Raw genomic sequence first — 22329 nt, forward strand, 5'->3', positions numbered from 1 at the left:
TACTGAGGAGGAGGTGATAGGACGGTGAAAATCACGGAAGTCGCAAGCCTGCTGAACGTATCGGCCAGGGCCATTCGATTCTATGAGGAAAAGGGTCTGATTACGCCTGATAAGGAGCCAGGCAATCAGTATCGCCTATTTACGGAGGAACATATCAGGCAGCTGCAGACGATCATTGCCCTTCGGGAAATCGGCGTACCTGTGGAGCAAATCAAAGTGATGCTCGACGGACTGGAACAAGGCAATACCGCACCTCTGCACGATGAGCTGGAGCAGCATCGGAATCAACTCTATCGGGAATGGCTGGAGATGAAGCAGCTCATCGAGACGGCAGATCGGATGCTGGAGCGAGTACAAATGGAACACAAGGTGGATCGGTCATGGATCTTTAAGCTAGCGGAAGGTTCTAAGCGGCTGCGAGATTCCCGGAATGCTTGGAAGGATCGATGGGGGTTCGATCGGCTGGCGGCCATCTATGATGAGGAAGCCGAACAGGGGGCACCTGCGCATCTCAGACCGTTCGCGGAGGAGATCGGCGGGAAGTATGCGCTGCTGCTTGACCACATGGTGGAATGGATCGCCCCTCGCGCGGGAGAGCAGGGACTCGACATCGGCATTGGAACGGGAAATTTGGCTGAGCGCTTTCTCGCGCAGGGTGCCTTGATGTCTGGTCTAGATCAGTCGCAATCGATGTTGAACGAGAGTCGGCGCAAGCTGCCACATCTGCATACGAGACTCGGGAACTGGCTATTGATTCCGTATTTCGAACGAACCTTCGATTTCGTCGTAAGCAGCTTCACGCTGCATCACCTGACCGAGGAGCAGAAGCCGATTGCACTCGAGGAGATGACACGGGTGCTGAAGCACCGGGGACGGATCTGTCTTGTCGATGTGATGTTCGAGCACGAGGAGGCCCGTGAACGGTACCGACGCTTGAAGGAGCGCGAAGGGGATCAAGCGGTCTTGCAGTCACTTCAAGAGCGGATGTATGCGGACAAATCGAAGCTGCTGGCTTGGCTCCGAGATCATGGTTATGTCACCATGCACCAAGCCTATTCCGAAGTGCTGCATATCGTCTATGCGATTCGAGCATCGGATTAGGGCTTGAGCTTCTCCTAACGTGAACCTCTATGCTGGGTGTGGAAAGATGAACGCCGAGGAGGATGAGGGATGAATCAGAAGGAGACGCAAGGGATAACAGGCACTGAACAGCAAGGGGCAGGCAGCCTCAGTAGTACGGAAGTCTATGCCCTTCCTGTTGCAGAACGGTATGATGCCTTGATTATGAAGGAAGATCATGCGAAGAACATCGATTATTTCCTAGGGAATGTTATTGCGGATGGGAGCGGGGCCTTGCAGCTCGATGTGCTGGATCTAGGAGCGGGTACAGGTAGGCTCTCCTGTATGGCAGCACCCTATGTCAGATCGATAACGGCCTTGGATGCCTCTGAGGGCATGCTGAAGCAGGCGGCGATGAAGCTGGCAGGAACGGGGCTGCAGCAAGTTCATATTCAGGTTGCCGACCTGCGGGGACGACTTCCGCTGGAAGACCAGTCGGTAGATCTCGTTATGGCCGGTTGGAGCATCTGTTATGTGGCCAGCGAGAATCATCCGCAGCATGAATCTTACTTGAAGGCGCTGATGCAGGAGATTCGTCGGGTGCTGAGGCCCAGCGGGAAGGTGATGATTCTCGAGACACTGGGGACAGGTAATGCACAGCCGGAGCCGGCAACTTTCCTCGCCGACTATATGAGGGTGTTGGAAGAAGAGTATCATCTGACGAAGACGATTCTGGATACGAGCTTCAAATTCGATTCAGTAGAGCAGGCGGAAGTGTTGTGCCGAGATTTTTTCGGTGATGCGGTAGGGGATTGGATAGAGCGGGAGCAGAGCCTGGTGGTTCCGTCTTGGACGGGCATTTGGCTGGGAGAACTCTAATTCGGAGAATAAGAATCATAAGATTCGAGCGATACTATAGCAGAATGGAAAGAAATGAAATAATTGTTATAGGCATGCGCGCGGGAACGTGGTACAGTGGAGTTCGTCCAATTGGACAGAATTTCAAATACGAAGCGAATTAGCGATTCAGATCGCGGCGCTTACGTACCATTTTCCCACAGATAGGAAGGATTTAGAACTATGGCACAACCAGAGGAACAGTCACCTCGAGAACGCTGGATGCAGCTCGTCAAGAATGTCTGCGTGACGATCGTCTGCGGGATACTTGTCGGTCTCGGCATTCAGTTATTCTTAACGCCTCATCAATTATTAAGCGGAGGTATTCCGGGAATCGCGATGATTATGCAGTACGCGGCGAACTGGAATGTATCTCTCGTCTATTTCGTCCTGAACGTACCGGTCATTGTATGGGGCTGGATCTCGCTCGGTCGGAAGTTCATTTTACTTAGCTTGCTGTCCGTCATCGTAACGACGATTACGTTGGAGTACATTCCGGCTTACCAGGTCACGACAGACCCGATCATGGGCGCCATCATCGGCGGGATTGTGATTGCCATCGGCGTAGGGTATTCCCTGCGTGTCGGAGGATCGACGGGTGGATTCGATATCATTGGATTTATTGTAACAAAAAAAAGAGATTTTCCGCTCGGTACGGTGCTGTCGGTACTCAACTCGGTCATTATTGTAATTCTCGGATTCTTGATTAGCTGGGATGTTGCATTCTATTCCCTACTCTCCTTGTTCATTAAAGGCAAATGCATTGATATGATTCATGTGCGTCATATGAAAGTGACGGCTTTTATTATTACGCAGAAGAAAGATCTGATGGCGGAAGAACTGATCAAGTTCCCGCATGGCATTACGATGGTGAAGGCGTATGGATGCTACAGCCATACGGAGAACTATATGCTGATGACTGTAACGACGCGCAGCGAGCTGCCAAGCCTTCGCAAACGCGTGCTCGAGGTGGATCCAAGAGCATTCATTAATATCGTGCAGACGGCCGAAGTGGTGGGGAGATTCCGCCGCGTTATTTAATTTTATAGCTATTCATGCGACGCGCCTTCGGGCGCGTTTTTTGGTATGCGTGCCATGTGTAAAAAATGTACTCTTCGGCGAATGGTACCCTCCGTTTCCGTTAATACTAAGAAGTATGTCTGTTCGCAAAAACTCGTATGTGCAGGAAATGGAGGAATCGAACTATGGTACGACTGCTTATGAAGCTATCGAAGTTATTAGGACTTGTGATTCTTGTTAGTTCATTAACGCTCGTGACAACCGGATTGATTGTCAATTCGTATATAGATAGCGTATTGAAGAAGTTCAACATCCAGCTCGAAGGCAAGCCGTTCGCGCTGTCTTCGCTATGGGGCGGGAGCAAGCCGGCGAAGACGGAGTCCGGCGTGACGACAGGAAAGTCTGGCGACGCAGAGAAGCCGTCGTCCGCTAAGACGCAGGATGGCGCCGTCCCCGCATTCGGCGGGGTGACGGAGCCGCCAGCGGCGAACGGCGGCGGGTCTGGCGATTCCGCCGCCGGAGAGGGCAACGCCCCTACGGGAGGCACGACCTCGGGCGACACAGGCGCCGCAGGCACCTCGGGCAGCAGCACGGGCACGGGTACGGGCAGTGCTGCGGAGCCAGGAGCAGCCACGACCACGCCGAAGGAAGACGTGGTCATTCCTTCGGATGCCATCGCCAAGGCGAAAGATGGCTTGTCGACGGCCGAGAAGGAGAAGGTGTTCACGACGCTCATCTCCAAAATTCCAGCGGATGAGCTTCAGACGGTGCTGAACGCCGTAGAAGACGGGCTGACTGGAAGTGAGTTGACAGAGGTGGAGCAGATTATCGCCAAATATGTGAGCACCGAAGAATATGACAAATTAATAGAATTATTGAAGCAATAGACCCCAAGGGACAATCTGGAATCCATGGGATGGAAAATGTCTGACGCACAAGATGTGGTATGCGCTTCCAAATCTAAAATCAATCTATAGACAGGTGTGCGAACACCTGTTTGTTTTTATCTATCGAGCTGAGTCTAAAGACGCTGATTTGACATAATCGACAAATTCTGGAACACGACTCTATTCCTAGTCGTGGAGTTGAATTTGGTAGGAAAGCTGTGGTAAAGTAGTTTCGTTGAGCAAAAAGGTTAAAATTTTGACACTTTTTGCAGAACTGGAAATCAAAAATACCACGCAAAGGAGAAGAGTATGTCGGATGTAAATGAAAAATCACGTTTTACGTTACCAGCATGGCTGAAGCGTCCTAAGAAACAATTGATCATCGCCGTCGGTAGCTTGTTCTTCGTAGGTGTGGCTGCTTTTGCAGGCAACCAGTATGTAACAGCGAACACGGTCGAATATTATAAAGTATACATGAATGGCAAGGAAATCGGTTCCGTCAACAACAAAGCGCTCGTAAGTCAATTAGTTGAGCTTAAGACAAAGGAAGCGAAGAAAGATTACCCGAATGTACATATGTCGCTAAATGCAGATCAGATTAGCTACAGTGCTACGAAGGAATATAAACCAACGGTAGATAATAACGAGACGTTAGACAAACTCGGCAAGCTTCTCGTGCCAACGGCCGTAGGGGTTGCGCTTGAGGTTAATGGCAAAGTCATAGGTACCGTGAAGGACCAAGAGACAGCCGATATGCTGCTCGCAAAGGTGAAGAGTCAATATGAGCCAGCGGCCAAAGCGCCTGCCAACCAAGTGAGAACGCTCTCCGTGAGCGCGGCGCCGGCCAAGAACGTGAAGACGCCGATGAAGCGTCTTGAGTCGATTGGGTTCAAGGAAGAAGTCGAGACGGTTCCCGTGAAGTTAGATCCGTCTAAGATTCTATCGGAGAAAGAAGCTTATCAGCTGCTAACGAAGGGTGAAATTGCTCCGATTACCCATAAAGTCAAGGAAGGCGATACCATCTCAGGGATTGCACACAAGTATGGTGTAACCCAAGGTGCGATCTATAAGAACAATCCAACGGTTGATGAATTTACACTGAAGATAGGTCAAGAACTGGATTTGACGGTGTCGAAGCCAGCACTTACGGTGGCAACCGTCGAGAAAGTAACGGAGAATATCGTGATTGAGCCGCAGACGATTATCCAGAAGGATCCGAAGATGCGGGCAGGTCAGTCGAAGGTGATCCGTCAAGGGAAACCGGGACTGAAGCAAATGTCGTATATGTTAACAAAGCATAATGGCGATCTGGTCATTGAGCAGTGGCTCGGACAGAAGGTCATTACAGCAGCAATACCAGAGATTATTGTACGCGGGACGAAGGTTGTGATCGGTGAAGGTTCAGGGAACTTCGCATATCCTGTCTCGGGTGCAAGCTTGTCGAGCCCTTACGGCAAACGTTGGGGACGTACGCATAAAGGAATCGATTTAACTTCGTCGAACCACAACATCAAGGCGGCGGATGACGGCGTCGTCACGTTCGCAGGCACGAAGAGTGGTTACGGGAATGTCATCATTGTGAACCATAAGAACGGCTACGAGACGCTGTATGGACATCTGAACAGCATTAAAGTGAAGAAAGGTGCCGTCGTCGAGAAAGGTCAGCTGATCGGTATTATGGGCAACACGGGACGTTCCACAGGTACACATTTGCATTTCGAAATTCACAAGAATGGATCGCTTCGGAATCCATTAAGTTTCTTATAGATTAGAGCTTACAGCACTTATATCGGTATAAAGGTTAGATTCGATGAGAGCACCATGGAACGTTTATCGTTCGATGGTGTTTTTTTCTTTGCTTGGCGGCATCTTGTTGTTAGGAAAGGCTCGTCCCCATGTGTTAGAATAGAAGAATCATGGATAGTTAGGGGCGGTTGATCTAATGCTGGGTAAAATTCTTGTAGTCGACGATGAACAGCCGATTGCGGATATATTGAAATTCAACTTAGAGAAAGAAGGCTATCAGGTTATATGTGCATTTGACGGGGGCGAGGCGGTAGAGCTGGCGCTGCAAGAGAAGCCAGACCTGATCTTGCTGGATCTTATGCTGCCTGTGAAGGACGGCATGGATGTCTGTCGTGAGGTGCGGCAGCACCTGCAGACACCGATTATTATGTTAACAGCCAAAGATACGGAAATTGATAAAGTGCTCGGCCTTGAGCTAGGGGCGGACGATTATGTTACGAAGCCTTTCAGTACGCGAGAGCTGCTTGCACGTGTGAAGGCTCATCTGCGTCGTCAGACGAAGGTCGTACAGACCTCGGCAGTTGATACGGCGACAGAGGAGCGACAAGGGGTCGCGTATTTCAATCTGTTCATTGATACGGATATGTACGTAGTCTATAAGAATGGCGAGCCGGTGGATCTGACGCACCGGGAATTCGAGCTTCTGCACTATATGATCCGCAGCAGCGGGAAAGTAATGACACGGGAGCATCTATTGCAAGCGGTATGGGGCTTCGAATATTTTGGTGATGTGCGGACGGTCGACGTGACGATTCGTCGCTTGCGCGAGAAGATTGAGGACGATCCGAGTAAGCCGGAATTGATTACGACGCGTCGCGGTCTCGGTTATATGATGCGCAGCCCAAAAACGGGAGGACTGTAAGTTCATGAAATGGGTACGTTTTTTTCGCACGATCCAAGCGAAGTTAATCATTATCTATGTGCTGCTCATCTTGATTGCGATGCAGCTCATTGGTGTGTATTTCGTGAGCGTGATGAAAAATTCGTTAACGAGCGGCTTCACGCGGGATTTGAACAGCAAGGGTGAGATGCTCTCGATCTATGCCGTGCGTTATTTGACGCCGAAGGTAGATGATCAGACGTCAGACGCCTTGAGTATTGAAGGGCTGAATGATCTTGTTCGGGACCTTATTAACATTAATGACGGGGAAATCCAGGTGCTGGATGCGTCGGGAAAAGTGCTCACGACTTCACTGCAAGCGCATCAGGCCTATATTGGGCGTAAGAACACCCAGACGGTTGTCAGCCGGGCGCTACAAGGTATTCGCGATAATGAAGACGAGATGATCGACGAGAACCGGGTGCGGAAGAAAATCGTCGCGAAGCCGGTCATGAACGGCACAAAGGTCGTTGGTGCGATTTATATCGTCGCTTCGATGAAGGAGCTCTACGATACGATCGAGCGCATTAATAATATATTTGTCTCCGGGACATTGATTGCGCTTGGATTGACGGCTCTGCTCGGGATCATTCTGGCTCACACGATCACGAGTCCGATCAAGGAAATAACGAAGCATGCGACCGATGTCGCCGAAGGGAATTTCGAGCTGCGATCGCCAGTAATGGGCAATGATGAGATCGGCCAGCTCAGCGAGGCGTTCAACTATATGACCCAGCGGCTTCATCATGCCTTATCCCTCCATGAGGAGGAGAAGGAGAAGCTGCAGTCGGTCTTAACGAATATGAGCGACGGCGTATTGGCGACCGATGAGCAGGGTCATATCATCGTCATGAACCGCCGCGCGAAGGAGATGCTCCGGGTCGAGGAGCGGGGCGCGACCGATCAAGATATCACCGAGCTGCTCGGCATCTCGATGCAGCATATCAATACGTTGGAACAAGAGGCGAGACCATCGATGCTAATGAAGCTGGGCCTCGATCAGGAGCAAGAGCAAGAGGTCATCCTCCGGGTCATGTTCTCGACGATCCATCGCCGCGGCGAAGGGGTAACGGGGATCATTGTTGTCCTGCAGGACGTCACCGAACAGGAGAAACTCGAACAATCACGGCGCGAGTTCGTCGCGAACGTGTCACATGAGCTGCGTACGCCGCTCACGACAATCAAGAGTTACGTCGAAGCACTGGATGATGGAGCGCTCGAGGAGCCGCAGCTCGCTGGCCGATTCGTTGGCGTCATCCGCAATGAGACGGAGCGGATGATCCGACTCGTAACGGACCTGCTGCATCTGTCCCGTCTCGATTCGAAGCAGGCGATTCTGCGCAAGAAGCCGACGAACATGGTCGAGATGCTGGAGGAAGTGGCAGACCGGTTCTCCTTCCAGATGAAGCAGCGGCGCATTAAGCCGTCAATCTTCATTGCGAACGGCATCGAGCAAGTGGTGCTCGACCGAGATCAGATTGATCAGGTACTTGATAACTTGATGTCCAATGCGATTAAATATACGCCTGACGGCGGCGTGATTGAACTTGAAGCGCATAAAGCAGGCGCTGACCGGATTGCGATCTCGATCAAGGACACCGGCATGGGGATTCCGAAGAAGGACCTGGATCGCATCTTCGACCGCTTCTATCGTGTCGATAAAGCGCGATCACGCAGTATGGGCGGTACGGGGCTTGGGCTGTCCATTGCCCGGGAAATTGTGAAGGCGCATGGCGGTACGATAAATCTTGAATCAGAGCTAGGCGTAGGCACCAAGGTGACGTTCACGATTTCTACACTGGATGAAGGAAGTGAGGCATCATGATGGAGAAATCCAAGACCATTATCCTGACTTTCTTGGTCGTGCTTAGCTTGATACAGAGTTATTTCCTATCCTATAGCATGCCGAACTTCGAGCCGATTCAGAAGTCTGAGAGCAGTTATGTGAAGACGGAAGAGATGGGGCCGGAGGAGAAGATCGAGAATCTCGTCTTCCCGGAGCAGATGGTGCTGCATTTGGGCGGAGGGAAGCATACGGTATTCTCGCCGGATTATATTTTCTACAAAGAAATTTTCAAGCGTCTGCAAGGGCGTAAATTCGATGTATTCCAACGGACCTCTACGCACCTGCTGGATCTATCCCGTATTCGGAATGAAGACCCAGGAATTGAGCTGGTATTCGGACAGGGTGTACCTGTGACGCTGCTGCGCAAAGTGATGCAAATTCAAGGGGATCCGGAATTCGGGGATGAACTGATTAACCGAATCTGGATATTCACCTCAGACGATAAAGAGACCGTACGCGCGCTGTTCTTCAGCAGCAAGAACCAGGTGGTTTATGAGGCGACGAAGGCCGATTTGACCGTGCAGGACGTGAAGCAGCATGTGGAATTCGGGCAAGCATGGGACAGTTACCGTCTGTTGTATGATCAATACTATTTGCCGGATAAGCCGCTGAATATGGTGCAAATTGAGGTGCCATACGAGGTATTTACCGCCGAGCAGATGCAGCACAATCTCTTCTTCGATCCAAGCACGACGCGGAATATTAAGGAGAAGGATGGCTCAGAGATCTATACGGACAGTAAGCGGAGTCTGCAAGTACGCCCCGAACATCAATGGGTAACGTATTCGGACCCGGTTGCGCGGGTAGAAGGCGCGAATGACGTCAGTGAGAACGTGCTCTCGGCTGTACAATTCGTGAATCAGCATGGAGGTTGGAATGGAACGCATCGGCTTACGATTTCACCTATACAGGTGGATGGTACAGAAGTGGTCTTCCAGCAGTACTATGGCGGGTACCCGATTGTGACGGACTCGTTGTTCCGGTTCGGCAGCATTCGGCTTAGCGTGCAGCAAGGCGTTGTAACGAGCTACCAACGTTCATTGATATACCTTGATGATCGGGCGTCACTGAAGCAGCTTCGAACGCTGCCAGGGGGCGATGAGCTCGCGAAGATGTTCAAGCGGTACCTCGATCAAACAAATAACAAAGTCCAGTGGATTTTCCCGGCGTATCGCCCGTTCCTAACGGAGAAAGTGATTCGGTTAATACCGACGTGGGCGGTTCGTCTTGAGGATGGTTCCATGGATTATTTGAAATAACAGCAGGACTGTATCATTATCGCTGAAAAGGAGGATGTCCATGGATTGGAGTCGTGCGAAGAGTGTATTGATTCTGGCTTTTCTGATTCTCAACATTATTCTCGGGTACCAGTTATGGCTTGATGTCAGGGAGCAGCTAAGCTCCAATCTAGACTGGACCTCGCTGCCGGAAGATACGAAGAAGCAAATGGAGATGAAGCTCATTCAGGTGCAGGGCAAGATCCCGTCTGAGACACCAACGCTAACCGAGCGGACGTTCCAGTTCGTCGATGAGGAGCAGGTTACGAAGCGGGTGAATTTGGCAACGCCAATCTCGAGTCAGTTGATTTATATTGATGAGAAGGAATTACGTAAAGCCTTGAAGGATGCAATCCCGACGATTGCTTCGTATTCCTATGATCAGCCTACGAGCTCGGACGGTGTCTTCCGGCTTCAGTATATGCTCGATAACAAGTGGCCGATGTTCGAAGTCAGCTTAGAGCTGTTCTACGCGAACCAGAACATTGTGGCGTATCGGGAGAATAAGGTGGTTGAGCTTGAATCCAAGGAGAAGGACGATAAGGGGCAAAAAGTGCTGCCGGCAACGAATGCACTGGGGATTTTGATTGAGAAGTTCCTGCCGACGGGTTCGGTCGTGAAGGAAATGAAGCTTGGGTATCATGGGCAGGTCTATAACGAGACGCTCGTGACCGCGCCGGCTTGGCGAATTGTACTGGAGAGCGGTGATATTTACTTCGTGAATGCGATTAGCGCCGAAGTCTATCATCCTAAGGGAGAGCAGCAGAAGGAGTAGTGAGTGATGGGGATGGAGTTTACGGTGTTGTCGAGTGGATCTACCGGCAATGCGACAGTTGTGCAGAATGAGTCTGCGACGGTGCTCGTTGATGTCGGCCTAAGCATGAAGCGGATGAATGAATTGTTCGAGGAGCAAGGTATTCAGCCTGCGAATATTGATGCGGTCATGATTACGCACGAGCATTCGGATCATATTAAAGGTCTTGGCGCGCTGGCGCGTAAATATGATTTGCCGATCTATGCGAACGAGGCGACATGGGAAGCGTTAGAGAAGCATATTGGTAATATTGCAGAGGAAAAAAAGGTCGTGATGCAGACGGGCGAAGCGATCGATTTCGGGACGCTGCGCGTGGAATCGTACGGAATCTCGCATGATGCTGCCGAGCCTGTCGGGTATTGTTTCTACGATGGCGAAGAGAAGCTGAGCCTGGCGACAGACCTCGGCTATATGAGCGATAAGGTGAAGGCGGCGATCTCGGACTCGGACGTCCTTGTGCTGGAATCCAATCATGATGTGGAGATGCTGCGGATGGGTCGGTACCCGTGGAATATTAAGCGGCGCATCCTGAGCGATGTTGGGCATTTGTCCAATGAAGCATCGGGCGAGGCACTGAGTGAGCTGATGACAGCGAAGCTGAAGCGGACGTATCTGGCGCATTTAAGCCGAGAGCATAACCTGATGGATCTTGCCAAAATGACGGTGCGGGATGTCATGGAGGATCATGGGCACTTTTTCAAAGAAAAAGAGTTCGAGCTAAGAGATACCTACTATGATCGTCCTACGCCATGGGATAAGGTGGGAAAACCATAAGCTGATCGAGTTCATTAGCTTTGGCGGCGATTTCTTCGCGTGTGAATAGACCTTTGTCTACGAGCAATTCGATGAGTGTGCAGAGGGCGAGAGTGTTGCGGTAATGCTCCTCCTTGAGGTCTGCAAGCTTCGCTACGAGGTTCACATGCTCCAATGTACGGTTGGCCATTGTCATTGTAATTCGTCTCCTTTCATAGGTTTGTTTGTGTTATGATAGGGAAGAATAGAGAAGTAGATTTGTCACAGTCTCTATTATCTAGCTTTTATCGTCTCTAGTAATATTGTAGGCAGTTAGGGGTCAAAACATTCCTACGATTTTTGCGAGATTGAGAGAGGGGATGACCCGAGTGAGCTTTTTCGATGATGATTTCTATTCACCGAAGGTTTCTAAGCCTATCAAAAAGTTATTAGCGCGCAGAGCTGCACGTGGTCTGGGTCCCAGAAAACGTTGGTCTACGCTTCAAATATCGGTCGTAAGCTCGGTGTGCAGCGCAGCGGTCGGGATTCTTCTATTCAGCTGGATAACCGGCGCAGGAAGCCATGTCGGCGTGAGCGCACGTCCTGACTCAGGGATGGAGATGAAGAGTCAAGGTGCGATGTCCTCCGATCCGTTCGAACGAATTATTGATGTATCCGATCAAGTCAGCCCGTCGGTCGTGAGCGTCGTGAACCGTCAGAAGAAGGATGCGAAGACGGTGGATGCGGGGCTTGGATCGGGGATTATTTTTAGAAAAGAAGAAGGACGTGCGCTCATTCTTACGAATGCGCATGTGATCGAAGGCGCAAATGCCGTACAAGTGGTTCTGAACAATAATGCAAGGAAAATAGAGGCAACGGTCGTTGGGAAGGATCATACGACGGATATCGCGGTCCTATCGGTGGAGGATGATAATCTTCCAGAAGCGGCGGTGCTGGGGGATTCAACGAAGCTTCGTCGCGGCGAGATGGTACTCGCGATCGGTAATGCGCTGGGGTTAGGCGATTCCCTGTCGTATGGGATCATCAGTAAGACGCTTCAGGTCGTTCCTGTCTCGCTGAGCGGTGACGGCACTTATGATTGGGAAGCAGAGGTTATCCAGACCGATGCGGCGATCAATGAAGGCAACAGCGGCGGTGCACTGGTGAATTTGCAGGGGCAAGTGATTGGTGTGAATTCGATGAAGATCGCCGATGTCGGCGTCGAAGGGATCGGTTTCGCGATTCCGATTAATCAGGCGATGAAGATCGCGAATGAGATCATCCAAGAGGGCCGTGTGATACGCGCTTATATGGGGGTCTATACGATTGATCTGAACAATGACTATGCACCGATTACGGAGGAGCAGCGGAAGAGTCTGAAGCTGCCGTCGACCGTGAAGGACGGGGTCATCGTCATGGAGGCGAGTGGTCCGTCGGCGTCGGCGGGACTCGAGCTGAATGATGTCATCGTGAAGCTGGATAACCAGGAGGTCGATTCGACGCTTGAACTTCGCAAGTACCTGTATCAGCAGAAGAAAGTCGGCGATACGATGCTGGTCTCGTACTATCGGGAAGGCAAAGGAATGACTACGGAAGTGAAGTTAACCGATCGGCCTCAGGAGTAGACCGGGACCGATTCGGATACGCTAATAGCAGCTAAGAGAAAGAGGGACATGTGCATGTATGTCGTATGTAAAGATCACGTTGAATTAGCCATTGATCGATTCGTCGATGAATTCGAAGATGCACCGGATGTGGTGGATCTGAACGAGGTGGATTTCCCGCAGTGGAAGCCGCCGGTCAAATGTATGGAATGCGAGCATGAAGCGAAATTCCTTATCGTGTAGGTGAAGGGCCCGAGAGATCGGGCTCTTTTTTTTGGCTATTTTGAGTTCTGAGGCCTGTGGATATGTCGGTAACATGGCGTTTTGGCAGAAAAACTTAGATATCCACAGGGTTTTGGGGTGGTTTTCATGGGGGAGGTTGTTGATAACGTCCTCGATTTGGCATGGAGAGCATGGTTCCTCAGGGACTTTAATGTCTGTAAAGGCGTAGAATGCATTCTAAGGGTGGTTTGAGGGGAGGAATCGTTTGGAGTAGGTTCACGCACATGAAGGCTGGCAGAGGGCAATTAGGTCGGTTTTATGTTGGCACAGCTTGTTAAAGCATCATCCTATCGGCGTAACTTCGTTATTCTTCGCATTATCGATCTTCTCACGATCTACAAAACCTCCTTGTACCCCTATGATTTAGCCGCATTCCGTTTAAATCGATTTTATATCGCATAGTACGCCTGTTGGGTATAAAAATCGTTCTGAGAGAGCCATGTCATTAGGCATTTTTGGGGCAATTTCGTGAGGGAGAGGAGGTCAAATGTACTTGATTTTAATATTACATATAACTAACATCAAAATGTATGTATATGTCATATATTTTTTTGACATTTGTAATAAACATCCAAACGATGTCATGAATCATTTCATCCCCTCCCTCTTTTTGCGGTTTTTCACCCTATTTTGACGATTTTTTCGGATTTTCGCCCCGATTTTCCATCCAAATTTCGTGGCGGTTCGATTTTGTAAGATATTAGGTGTCGTTCACTTCGTCACCACTAATTCCGATATTAGTATTACTATATAGAACTACTACTATTTTCGAGCAGTAGAATTCATTGAAATCCCTTTGCTTATGGTATAATGATGCGATTATAAAGGTCGAACCAGACGTAGAAGGAGCGAATTTCTTTTGAATATACAGATCGTGTGTGTAGGTAAGTTGAAGGAGAAGTACTTGGTACAAGGTATTGCAGAGTATAGTAAGCGTCTCGCGCCATACGTGAAGCTAACCGTACATGAGGTGCCTGACGAGAAGGCGCCAGAGAACATGAGCGATGCAGAGATGCGCCAAGTTCAGGAGAAGGAAGGCGACAAGATCATGTCGCACATTAAGCCGGACACGCATGTCGTGGCCCTCGCGATTGGCGGCCAATTGTGGTCGAGCGAGGATCTCGCTGCACATATGGACAAGCTCGGTACCTATGGCACGAGTACGATTGCCTATGTCATCGGCGGCTCGAACGGCCTTTCTGAGGCGGTGCTGTCGCGTGCGCAATCGAAGCTCTCTTTCGGCCGCATGACGCTGCCGCATCAGTTGATGCGACTGGTGCTGGTGGAACAGATTTATCGGGCGGTGAAGATTAATCGGGGGGAACCGTACCATAAGTGACGGCGAAAAATTAGGAGTGAAAAAGTTCGTCTCGCCATATATTTGCCCTGTTCCTATCCGTGATGATGGAAGATAATTCAGATAGAGGTATGGCTAATCAGCTTCGGAATAAGTTATATCATGAAGTTCGTAAACATAAAATTATTTGAAATTAGATTTACCTTTAAGTAGTAATAATCAAGCATGGAAGAATGCAATTGAGATATTTATAGATAGAATGGAAGGGAGGTTCTTGTTATTAATTCAATATTACTCAGATAACATAAGGGTCGATAACAGACATATTGATTATAGCTTCGGCTCAGTGGCATTATGCTGTTTGTTTATAGAAACCTTGCATCAATTTATAATGGACTTGATGAAACGGTTTTTAGAGGACATCGGGAGGCGTTTATAAAGTTTTTGACTAAAAGCATTTTTTCAGTTAGTACTTCACTAGAAGAACTGCTGGTTATTTTTACTCAGATATTCGTAATGGAATTCTTCATCAGGCCCAGACAAAAAGGAATACACAGCTTACTTTTGACCAGGATGAAATGGTTACCGAGATTGAGAATGGAATTCGTTTAGATGTAATTAAATTTAAGGACGAATTATATAGACCGCCTTAGTCAAAGCTCGGATATCGAACTTAGAGAAAATTTTATAAGGAAGATGAACTACATAACAACAATAGATGTTGTAAGTAACTCAAGAAGGCAATAACCCGTCTACGCCCGTGTTAAACGTCTTTTCATAGAACTTCTTCATAACTATCGGTAGTAGAGCGAGAGGGCGTTCAGCTAATGGGTACGATAATGCAACTAATTGATTAATTATTACGTCTAACATATGGAAAAATGAGGTATAAAATAAATCGAGCGTGGCATTACAAAGTTTTGCAATCGGATTTAAAGATGCTTGTGAGGATGACACTGTCATCAGGGATTTATTCTCTCGCGCCGAATTGGATTGATCATAGATTAATATTTGGGTGGTAAGTAAGGTGACTCAAAGAATTACATAAAAAATAGAGGTGTTTATTAGCTGAAAAACAAAAACGTTTATATTTTCTAGCGAATATCATCGATTTACCGTCTACAGTTCGAATATATTGCAATTTTTGCGGGATTTCTTCGTATGACGGGAGTATATTGATTGAGTGAACACAGGGAGGATACTGGGATGAGAATGCCAAGCGACAGCGAGCTGACATTGCTATTCGATGGAGATGGGCGACAGCTTCAACAATTTATTGAGAAGCATCATGAAAAACTCAAGCGCTATCAATTGATGGATGATGAGAATGAATTGGCGGACGAGCTCGCGATCAAGGAGCAAATTCCGATTGTGTTTGCTTTTGTATACAGCGTCACTGTAGATTGGGGAGAGGATGACGAGGAGATCGTCCGATTGTTCGGTAAACGGCTTCTAGATGAAACGGTCGAGGTGACGTCTACGGACAAAGGATTGGACGTTACCTACAATGGACAACTGCATTCGATTGCGCTTACCTTTACCGGAAATGATCGCTATATCACGATTCGCGGCTTTCAGGATCTGATCCGGGACAAATACGAAATTCGACTATTTGAGGCCTCGTATCTTTCTGATACGCACGATTTTTTGATTTTACCGAAGCGGCAGTGGGAGGAACTGGATGCCCGGTATCCGGTGCGGAATAGGGAGATATTCCGTGTCATCGATGATGAGCTGGATTTTCCGTAACCAGGATGTTTTTGCCCTGATTTGCTTGGGATAAGACAAAAAAGAGCTATAGCTGCGACAATAGTTTCATTTTTATAGCGGTTCGTATGTAAAACAAGAGCAATCAGGGATTTATTCTCTCGTGCCGAATTGGATTGATTAGAGTACAAGGGAGCTGGCCGCGACAGCTCCTTTTCGCATTTTTCGCCGATAGACCCGTTAAGCTGAACCGTACCACAAATGAGGCGAAATTTTTGGCCTTGAACGCTCGCGTGGCGCGGAAAGTTGCCCCCGAGTGGGAGATGGGGCTGAGGCCACCCTGGCGGAAGATCGCCGCGCAGGTAGGCACGTGCTGACCGTTGCAGACAGTTCGAAGGGGGCGCGTGAGGCGCAAGTACTTTTTGCGCTAATTGGCGGGTCGGATCATGACTGAAGCACATCGAATCGGCGGCTAGTTCCGCTCACACTAGTTTACTAGAGTGCGAAAAAACAGTTCCATTTAATGGAACTTCCGCTGTAAATATGAGATGATTTATATGGAAGTTTCAAATCGGAGGGGATGACGCAAGAGTATGATCGAACAAATAGAGCTGCTCGTCAAAACAGGCTTTCTTAGCCGAGAGGAAATCTTCGAAATATTAACGGAGGAATATGACATTTCAATTGAAGAGGAGCAGCTTCAGACAGAAATAAACAGCTTGTTCAATCGTCATATGGAAGCTTCTAAACAATGGGCTCGTCCAACGCATTTTGAAAATCTAGCGACGGTCTTTGACATGCTTTGCGATGGAGGCATCATTGCACTGCATAATGCCGGCATTACGATAAGCGATGGCATTGACGTTGCTAAAGAATGTTATGAAGAACTGATTGAACGAGGAAAACTGCCTGCGGGCTACTGTTTTTATCACGAGCAGGATATTGAGAGAGCTATCGACAGTAATGTATTGCCCATTGCCTTCGGCACGTTCAGAGAAAATCCGGAACACGCTGTCAATGTGGCGGATGTCATCGTTTCGTTTTTTGAAAGCTTTGGTTTTCATGTGCTTTGGAATGGCGATATCAATAGCCGTATTGAATTGCGGGATTTTGAATGGAGAAAGACGTATAGCGAGCATGAATCTTATGGGGTGGAACGCGCTGTTGAAATCATAGCGCAATCCAGTTATGACCTTGCCTTCAATGCCCCGCGTCCTGCGGATGTTGGCGGCGGAAAAGCGGATTCGGACTTACCCCCATATACCAAGCGTACTTTTTCGGAAATCAAGCACTTGCTCCCTGCAGATTGCTGGGCTTACTCTCGCAACGAGAAGAATAACGGCGAATTTGAAACTGAAACGGTGCTTGTATATGACGGAGACTTGGGCGTCGACCATATCCATCTTGATTATCCATTGGGAATCGATGCGCAAAGAGGGCGCGGGCAGCATGAGGCATGGCTTGAGCAGCAATCGGTGTTTTTAATCTTGATAACAGGGGACCTGATTGTCCGTAACTACATCTATAATGAAAATACGGACGGTTCAACAGGCTTGATTGTGCTGGGCAATGTACAAGCCTCCAATATCATTGTCGGCGGTCAAGAAATCTATATCTGCGGCAATCTTGAAGTGAAGGAATTATTTTGGGGCGAATATAATCATGGAATGCTTAGCGTACGCGGAAACATGACGGCTTCCTTGTTTGTAGAAACAGACGAATACTATGTAGGGATAAAGGGTGAACGCCATTTCAAGAAACATTGGGTGGATGCAGATGAGTTTGATGAAAATGACGTTCAAACGGTGCTCGCAGAAGGGTGCTATTGGATTGAAGATCATGATGAAAATTATGAGAGTGAAACACAGCTCAATAGAGAAGGAATGTTCAATAGACTGAAGGCAAACCAGCCCCTTGTCATGGAAGAGTGGCCGGAAGAACCGCCGCGGATTTTTGAGAATGAAGAATTGAGCGTGAACAATTTGCAGCGAATCATGGCCTCTCCTTTATTCGGGGAGGATGACACTTACAGATTTTATATAGACGATGTAAGTATAAAGGTGAGTCGACCTTATCTTAATGAAGCAGGCAAGAAAGTCGGCGGTAACATTTATATCCTGCAAGATGATACTTACGCCGTATTCATTTACATAAAGGAAAGTAAAAAGCTTTTTACTACTACGAAAATTTCTCTTGATATAATTTATCAAAACAATGCCGGGGAGGATTGGTATCAGTTGGATGACCGTTCTCCTGCACCGTACGTACAGCTCCTGAAACATTATTGGCCCCGTATACTGAAGGAAATCACCTATAGGGAAAGCCTCAACGCGGAAAAGATTGCCTATTGGCAAGGGCAGCTCCGTGACACGGTAACGGTTGAAAAGATCGAGCGAATACTCGCTTTGCCGATCATAACGGAAAAGTTCAATAACTACTATGATGAAGACAAAAGCGGTTTCTGGAGCGGCAGTCTTCATTACTGTTTCCGATTGCCCAAAGGAGAAGATAACCCCCGCATCGGCGGGGGTAAAGAAAGACGCGATTTGTCGTTATTCCCTACGATTGATGGTGATTTTGATGTATTCTTATATCACTTCGATATCGAAACAAGCGATGACGGTATAAAAAAGGTTGTATTAAAATTTCAGCCGCATAACGAAGGGAATACCCGTCAGGTTGAAGCCGCAGAAATCAAGCACATTCAAACGGCACTTCGGTTCTGGAGCAGAATTGAGAATACTATTTTCTTGCATAATGACGATTTCCAGGCGGAACGGTAAGCGATTGGAAAAGTTTATAGTTGAGGAGATGGTGGCTGATGAAATTAAATAGTGATTTTTACAATAAATTTAATGAAAGGTTTGTCAACAATATTAAAAATACGCCTCAATTCATGAAGGATATGTTAGAAAATGCTTTTCCGGATGAAGAAACGCCCATCGATCACTGGGGCTCCGATTCGTTAGGGGGAGCCGAATTTTTTGTCGATAATACGAATCAAATCGTTAGAGTGATCAGCCTGGATTATGAGGATTCTGAGCGGTTTGGTGAAGACGATGAAGATTTGCTTAAGGATGAAGATAGACGCTTGAAACAATACGAAATGACAATTAACCAACATAAAGAGGACAACTCTCATTTTTTTGTTGATATTGTTGATCTGATAAAGGATGAACTGAAATTTACCGAACCTCAATACATTGCCGGGAACAATAGGCAAGTTTTTTGTGATTTCATGCCAAAACCTACCAGCGAAGACAATACTATATTTGAGGCTTCAGAATACTTTTTTAGCAGTGATGCGAACATAAGTGCTTTTTGGGTGCTTGGTGATCGAATCGCCTTTGTTCAATATGCGGAGTCCGAGGGGGAGGGAGACATTCAGATTTTTGTTACGATAGGCGTTGTCCGTAAATTGCAAGATTAAACAAGTTAATGGAGGAACCATGATGGCCATTCAATCCATTTTGCAAAAAATAAATGAAATAAAGGAGAAAAAAATAACTCTTCCTACCCAGCATAAAGCAATATCTATCAATCCTACGCTCAATGCTGATGAAATTTCTTTATTTGAGGAAAGTTTGAATGCTAAATTTCCCGATGACTTCAAGTGTTTTTTATCTGAAATAGGAAATGGAGGGTTTGGTCCCGGTCATGGAATCATTCCGCTTGGCGCGGAAATGATTATAGACCCGAGGATACCCATTGGAAATCAGGACACCATTGATACTGAAAAAGATTTTGCGTATGTATCGGCGTGGAACTATGAGCCGCTAAGACGCGCCATGGAGGATGGTTCTTCAGATCAAGACAAATTGATGGAATATTATTTTTCGGTCGACCGGATAGCAGGCGCTATCCGTGTATGCGATTGGGGCGGCGGCGGTCTGGGCCTGCTCGTTGTAAAAGGCAGTGAATATGGAAAAGTGTGGAGCGACTACCGAGGGGACTTTGGCGGTATTTTCCCTGAGACGATTTCAAGCGAAAATCTTGCACATATGTCCTTTCTGCAATGGTATGAGGCTTGGTTGGACGAAATCGTTTTGGAGGTGCCGCTGGAAGAGCGCCGGTTCTGGTAGGTCATGATTCTGCCGAGGGAGTGTAGAGATGATTCAAACCACCGAAAAGCTTATACAGCTGTTGAAATCCGGTCAAAAGCTAGATGCTAGCGTTCTTGCATCCTATTGCCGCTTAATATCGAAGTACGGAGACCGGGAGGATGCAGCGGCATTATTTCGAATCTTCGCAGAGCGTCCCTCCGATTACAAGCGTGAGCTGCTACTTGACCCCGTTATGAGATGTGGAGACTTGGCACTTGCGGAGGAGATCGATCCTTTTTGCTTTGAGCAGGGACGGCTTAAGGAAGGAATGCCTAGCGAGGTTCTTCATGTGATGGGGTATATGGGGTATGAGAAATATATCGATTATATGGTGGACTGCATCGGTGCAAACGACTGGCATCTGTGCGAAGATGCTTGCCTCGGACTGCTGCACCTTCCTTGTGAATCGCATGGGGAGAGGTTGGAGAGTGAGCTGGACAAGGTATACGGGCAGCCGCTTTTCCCTGAACTTTTACCTGCCCTGAGCTTTAAGTTTGCAAATGAACAAATTGTTTCCAGGCTGCTTGCGTGGGGGGAACAGGCATCAACGGATTGTAACGCGGGACTGATCCTTGGCATTTCCATGTTTGGCAGTACACAGAAAACACAAATTAAATCTATTTTAATGGAACCGTTTTGGGAAATGTACAGCAGCGGTACGGGGAGCCATTGGTGGGGCTATATGTCCATGCAGATGGTCGAGCTAACGTTCAGCGAACTCATCTCGGATCTAAAAGCGCAGACACCTGTAGCTCGGAAACATGCAGAGCATACCCCGGACGAACGGACGTTGGAACACCGGCTTGATGTTTTGCACGACCTGTTGGAATTGAAGCTGGCCGATGTTCCGCACCCTATCAGGTTTTCCCCGCTCAATCAAGAGTCTGTAATCGACCTCTACCAGGAGTTGTTTCAGTGGAGTAACGAGCATGAGGATGACTCGGTGACAGGCAGAGTTAGCACTTACCTTGGATACAACCACCGTCTGATGGAAAAGTACATGCAACTAAGAACGAGAATGGAAATGGGCATAAAGCAGGAATTAGAATTGGAGGTTTGGGCAAGCGGCGGCAAAAATCATATCTGAGGTGATAAGCTATAAATTTGCATAAATTTAGTCACGCGAAAGAGTTAATGCGCGTTGCGGATAGGATGTCTATAAAAGCAGCCTTACTCTCGAAGGAGCAGGGCTGTAAATATATTCTTGCGGCACTTGAAAAATATAAGCCTTGGAAGACGGAGGGGCACCTTTCTATTGGTGAAGATGCAAATAGCTTGTCCACAGACGATTACGAATTTTCTTTCTCGCTATCCATGGAGAGCGTTCCTGCTTTCATATTTTTCGAGCAAAATTATATAAATGAGTGCAATGTTGTGGTTGTTGATGATGCAAAGAATATTTCCTCGCTGATGGGAAATAGTCATGGTATGGAGTATTTCATCTCCGATGAGAGTCTTTCGTTCCTGATTTCCGTTAATTGGTATGTAATAGAGTATACTGGAGATATTGATTTATCAAAATGAGTGATACATACGGTCCCCATTAAAATGGTAAATTTGCAGGATTCCGATAGAACGCGATCTAGGGCAGAATGAACGGAGGGCCATGGATGATTGATTTTAACGCGGAAGTCATATCGGGGTATTCGATGGGTAATGTGGTTTTGGGGAGAAATATATCAGAGTATATCGATGAACTATATTCGCGGCACAGGACTCAGCTTAAAGAATATTCCGTTCCGGATGGCAAGGTAAGATCTGCCTATACATTGGATGGCACTATGACCATTGTTGTAGATTCTAGCGACCTGATCGTCTCTATTGGCTGCAATCAAAGTTATACGGGGCGTTATAAAGGGTGCTTGTATGCCGGGCAATCCATGAGGGATATCACCCGGCTGACATCCAGGCAGCGTATTTTTAATGGATCGCTGATCATTGATGATGATTTTGGATTTTCTTTTGTAATTCCTCCGCCTTATGATGAAATTGCTGATGTAATGGAGCACATACCGCTTGATTTGATATTTAGCGAAATCTATGTGGCTGACTTTTCTTCTTGGAATCCCAATCATAGCGGAGCAAGATTTTTGCACGAAAGGAAGACAAAGAAGTGAA

Annotated in this window: 22 protein-coding genes; 21 read left to right on the top strand and 1 reads right to left on the bottom strand. The window is 47.8% G+C overall.

What is annotated here, in order from left to right; translation table 11 throughout:
• Positions 1–24: 24 nt before the first annotated feature.
• The 10 genes from GCU39_RS24435 (at position 25) to GCU39_RS24480 (ending at position 11260) form a co-directional block, all read left to right on the top strand.
• Complete coding sequence (locus GCU39_RS24435) at positions 25–1101, top strand: MerR family transcriptional regulator (RefSeq protein ID WP_152395839.1); 1077 nt, start codon at positions 25–27, stop codon at positions 1099–1101.
• A gap of 69 nt (positions 1102–1170) precedes the next feature.
• Entirely contained in the window at positions 1171–1938 is a 768-nt protein-coding gene (locus GCU39_RS24440) for a class I SAM-dependent methyltransferase (RefSeq protein WP_152395840.1), read from the top strand.
• A 201-nt stretch (positions 1939–2139) separates the two neighbouring features.
• Positions 2140–2997, top strand: coding sequence for a YitT family protein (locus tag GCU39_RS24445; protein WP_193726609.1), 858 nt, complete (start codon positions 2140–2142; stop codon positions 2995–2997).
• A 179-nt stretch (positions 2998–3176) separates the two neighbouring features.
• Positions 3177–3863 carry a hypothetical protein gene (locus GCU39_RS24450; protein ID WP_193726610.1) on the top strand — a complete coding sequence of 229 codons (687 nt, stop codon included), beginning with the start codon at positions 3177–3179 and terminating at the stop codon, positions 3861–3863.
• 309 nt (positions 3864–4172) lie between these two features.
• A complete protein-coding gene (locus GCU39_RS24455; protein ID WP_152395842.1) occupies positions 4173–5630 on the top strand; it encodes a peptidoglycan DD-metalloendopeptidase family protein in 1458 nt (485 codons plus the stop codon).
• 175 nt (positions 5631–5805) lie between these two features.
• Entirely contained in the window at positions 5806–6531 is a 726-nt protein-coding gene (yycF, locus tag GCU39_RS24460) for a response regulator YycF (protein ID WP_152395843.1), read from the top strand.
• A gap of 4 nt (positions 6532–6535) precedes the next feature.
• Positions 6536–8374: a cell wall metabolism sensor histidine kinase WalK gene (gene walK / locus GCU39_RS24465; protein ID WP_152395844.1), complete on the top strand. Its 1839-nt coding sequence runs from the start codon at positions 6536–6538 to the stop codon at positions 8372–8374.
• Positions 8371–9654, top strand: a complete 1284-nt coding sequence (locus GCU39_RS24470; protein ID WP_152395845.1) for a YycH family regulatory protein — start codon at positions 8371–8373, stop codon at positions 9652–9654. Before walK ends, GCU39_RS24470 begins: the two co-directional genes overlap by 4 nt.
• Positions 9655–9694: 40 nt before the next feature.
• A complete protein-coding gene (yycI, locus tag GCU39_RS24475; RefSeq protein ID WP_152395846.1) occupies positions 9695–10447 on the top strand; it encodes a two-component system regulatory protein YycI in 753 nt (250 codons plus the stop codon).
• A 6-nt stretch (positions 10448–10453) separates the two neighbouring features.
• Complete coding sequence (locus tag GCU39_RS24480) at positions 10454–11260, top strand: MBL fold metallo-hydrolase (protein ID WP_152395847.1); 807 nt, start codon at positions 10454–10456, stop codon at positions 11258–11260.
• Here the strand turns inward: GCU39_RS24480 and GCU39_RS24485 are convergent.
• Positions 11229–11435, bottom strand: coding sequence for a hypothetical protein (locus tag GCU39_RS24485; RefSeq protein WP_152395848.1), 207 nt, complete (start codon positions 11433–11435; stop codon positions 11229–11231). The genes GCU39_RS24480 and GCU39_RS24485 overlap by 32 nt on opposite strands.
• Positions 11436–11607: 172 nt before the next feature.
• Here GCU39_RS24485 and GCU39_RS24490 point away from each other — a divergent pair, with 172 nt between their 5' ends.
• The 11 genes from GCU39_RS24490 to GCU39_RS24535 all read left to right on the top strand — a co-directional run bounded on the left by GCU39_RS24490 (position 11608) and on the right by GCU39_RS24535 (position 22328).
• Positions 11608–12843, top strand: coding sequence for a S1C family serine protease (locus GCU39_RS24490; RefSeq protein WP_152395849.1), 1236 nt, complete (start codon positions 11608–11610; stop codon positions 12841–12843).
• A 54-nt stretch (positions 12844–12897) separates the two neighbouring features.
• Entirely contained in the window at positions 12898–13065 is a 168-nt protein-coding gene (locus GCU39_RS24495) for a CxxH/CxxC protein (RefSeq protein ID WP_018754203.1), read from the top strand.
• An 898-nt stretch (positions 13066–13963) separates the two neighbouring features.
• Positions 13964–14443: a 23S rRNA (pseudouridine(1915)-N(3))-methyltransferase RlmH gene (gene rlmH / locus GCU39_RS24500; RefSeq protein WP_152395850.1), complete on the top strand. Its 480-nt coding sequence runs from the start codon at positions 13964–13966 to the stop codon at positions 14441–14443.
• Positions 14444–15607: 1164 nt separating this feature from the next.
• The gene (locus GCU39_RS24505) at positions 15608–16150 is read left to right on the top strand and encodes a hypothetical protein (RefSeq protein ID WP_152395851.1); all 543 of its coding nucleotides are present in this window, start codon (positions 15608–15610) and stop codon (positions 16148–16150) included.
• A gap of 274 nt (positions 16151–16424) precedes the next feature.
• Positions 16425–16562, top strand: a complete 138-nt coding sequence (locus tag GCU39_RS31650; RefSeq protein ID WP_193726611.1) for a hypothetical protein — start codon at positions 16425–16427, stop codon at positions 16560–16562.
• A 139-nt stretch (positions 16563–16701) separates the two neighbouring features.
• Positions 16702–18891 carry a DUF6891 domain-containing protein gene (locus tag GCU39_RS24510; RefSeq protein WP_152395852.1) on the top strand — a complete coding sequence of 730 codons (2190 nt, stop codon included), beginning with the start codon at positions 16702–16704 and terminating at the stop codon, positions 18889–18891.
• 38 nt (positions 18892–18929) lie between these two features.
• Positions 18930–19538, top strand: a complete 609-nt coding sequence (locus GCU39_RS24515; RefSeq protein ID WP_152395853.1) for a hypothetical protein — start codon at positions 18930–18932, stop codon at positions 19536–19538.
• Between the two features lie 19 nt (positions 19539–19557).
• Positions 19558–20190 carry an SMI1/KNR4 family protein gene (locus tag GCU39_RS24520; protein WP_227793316.1) on the top strand — a complete coding sequence of 211 codons (633 nt, stop codon included), beginning with the start codon at positions 19558–19560 and terminating at the stop codon, positions 20188–20190.
• Between the two features lie 28 nt (positions 20191–20218).
• On the top strand, positions 20219–21298 hold the full coding sequence (locus GCU39_RS24525; protein ID WP_152395854.1) for a hypothetical protein: 1080 nt from the start codon (positions 20219–20221) through the stop codon (positions 21296–21298).
• A gap of 65 nt (positions 21299–21363) precedes the next feature.
• Positions 21364–21735, top strand: a complete 372-nt coding sequence (locus GCU39_RS24530; protein WP_227793317.1) for a hypothetical protein — start codon at positions 21364–21366, stop codon at positions 21733–21735.
• An 86-nt stretch (positions 21736–21821) separates the two neighbouring features.
• Complete coding sequence (locus GCU39_RS24535) at positions 21822–22328, top strand: hypothetical protein (protein ID WP_152395856.1); 507 nt, start codon at positions 21822–21824, stop codon at positions 22326–22328.
• Position 22329: the final 1 nt, after the last annotated feature.

Source organism: Paenibacillus guangzhouensis (genome assembly GCF_009363075.1).
Taxonomy (GTDB): Bacteria; Bacillota; Bacilli; order Paenibacillales; family Paenibacillaceae; genus Paenibacillus_K; species Paenibacillus_K guangzhouensis.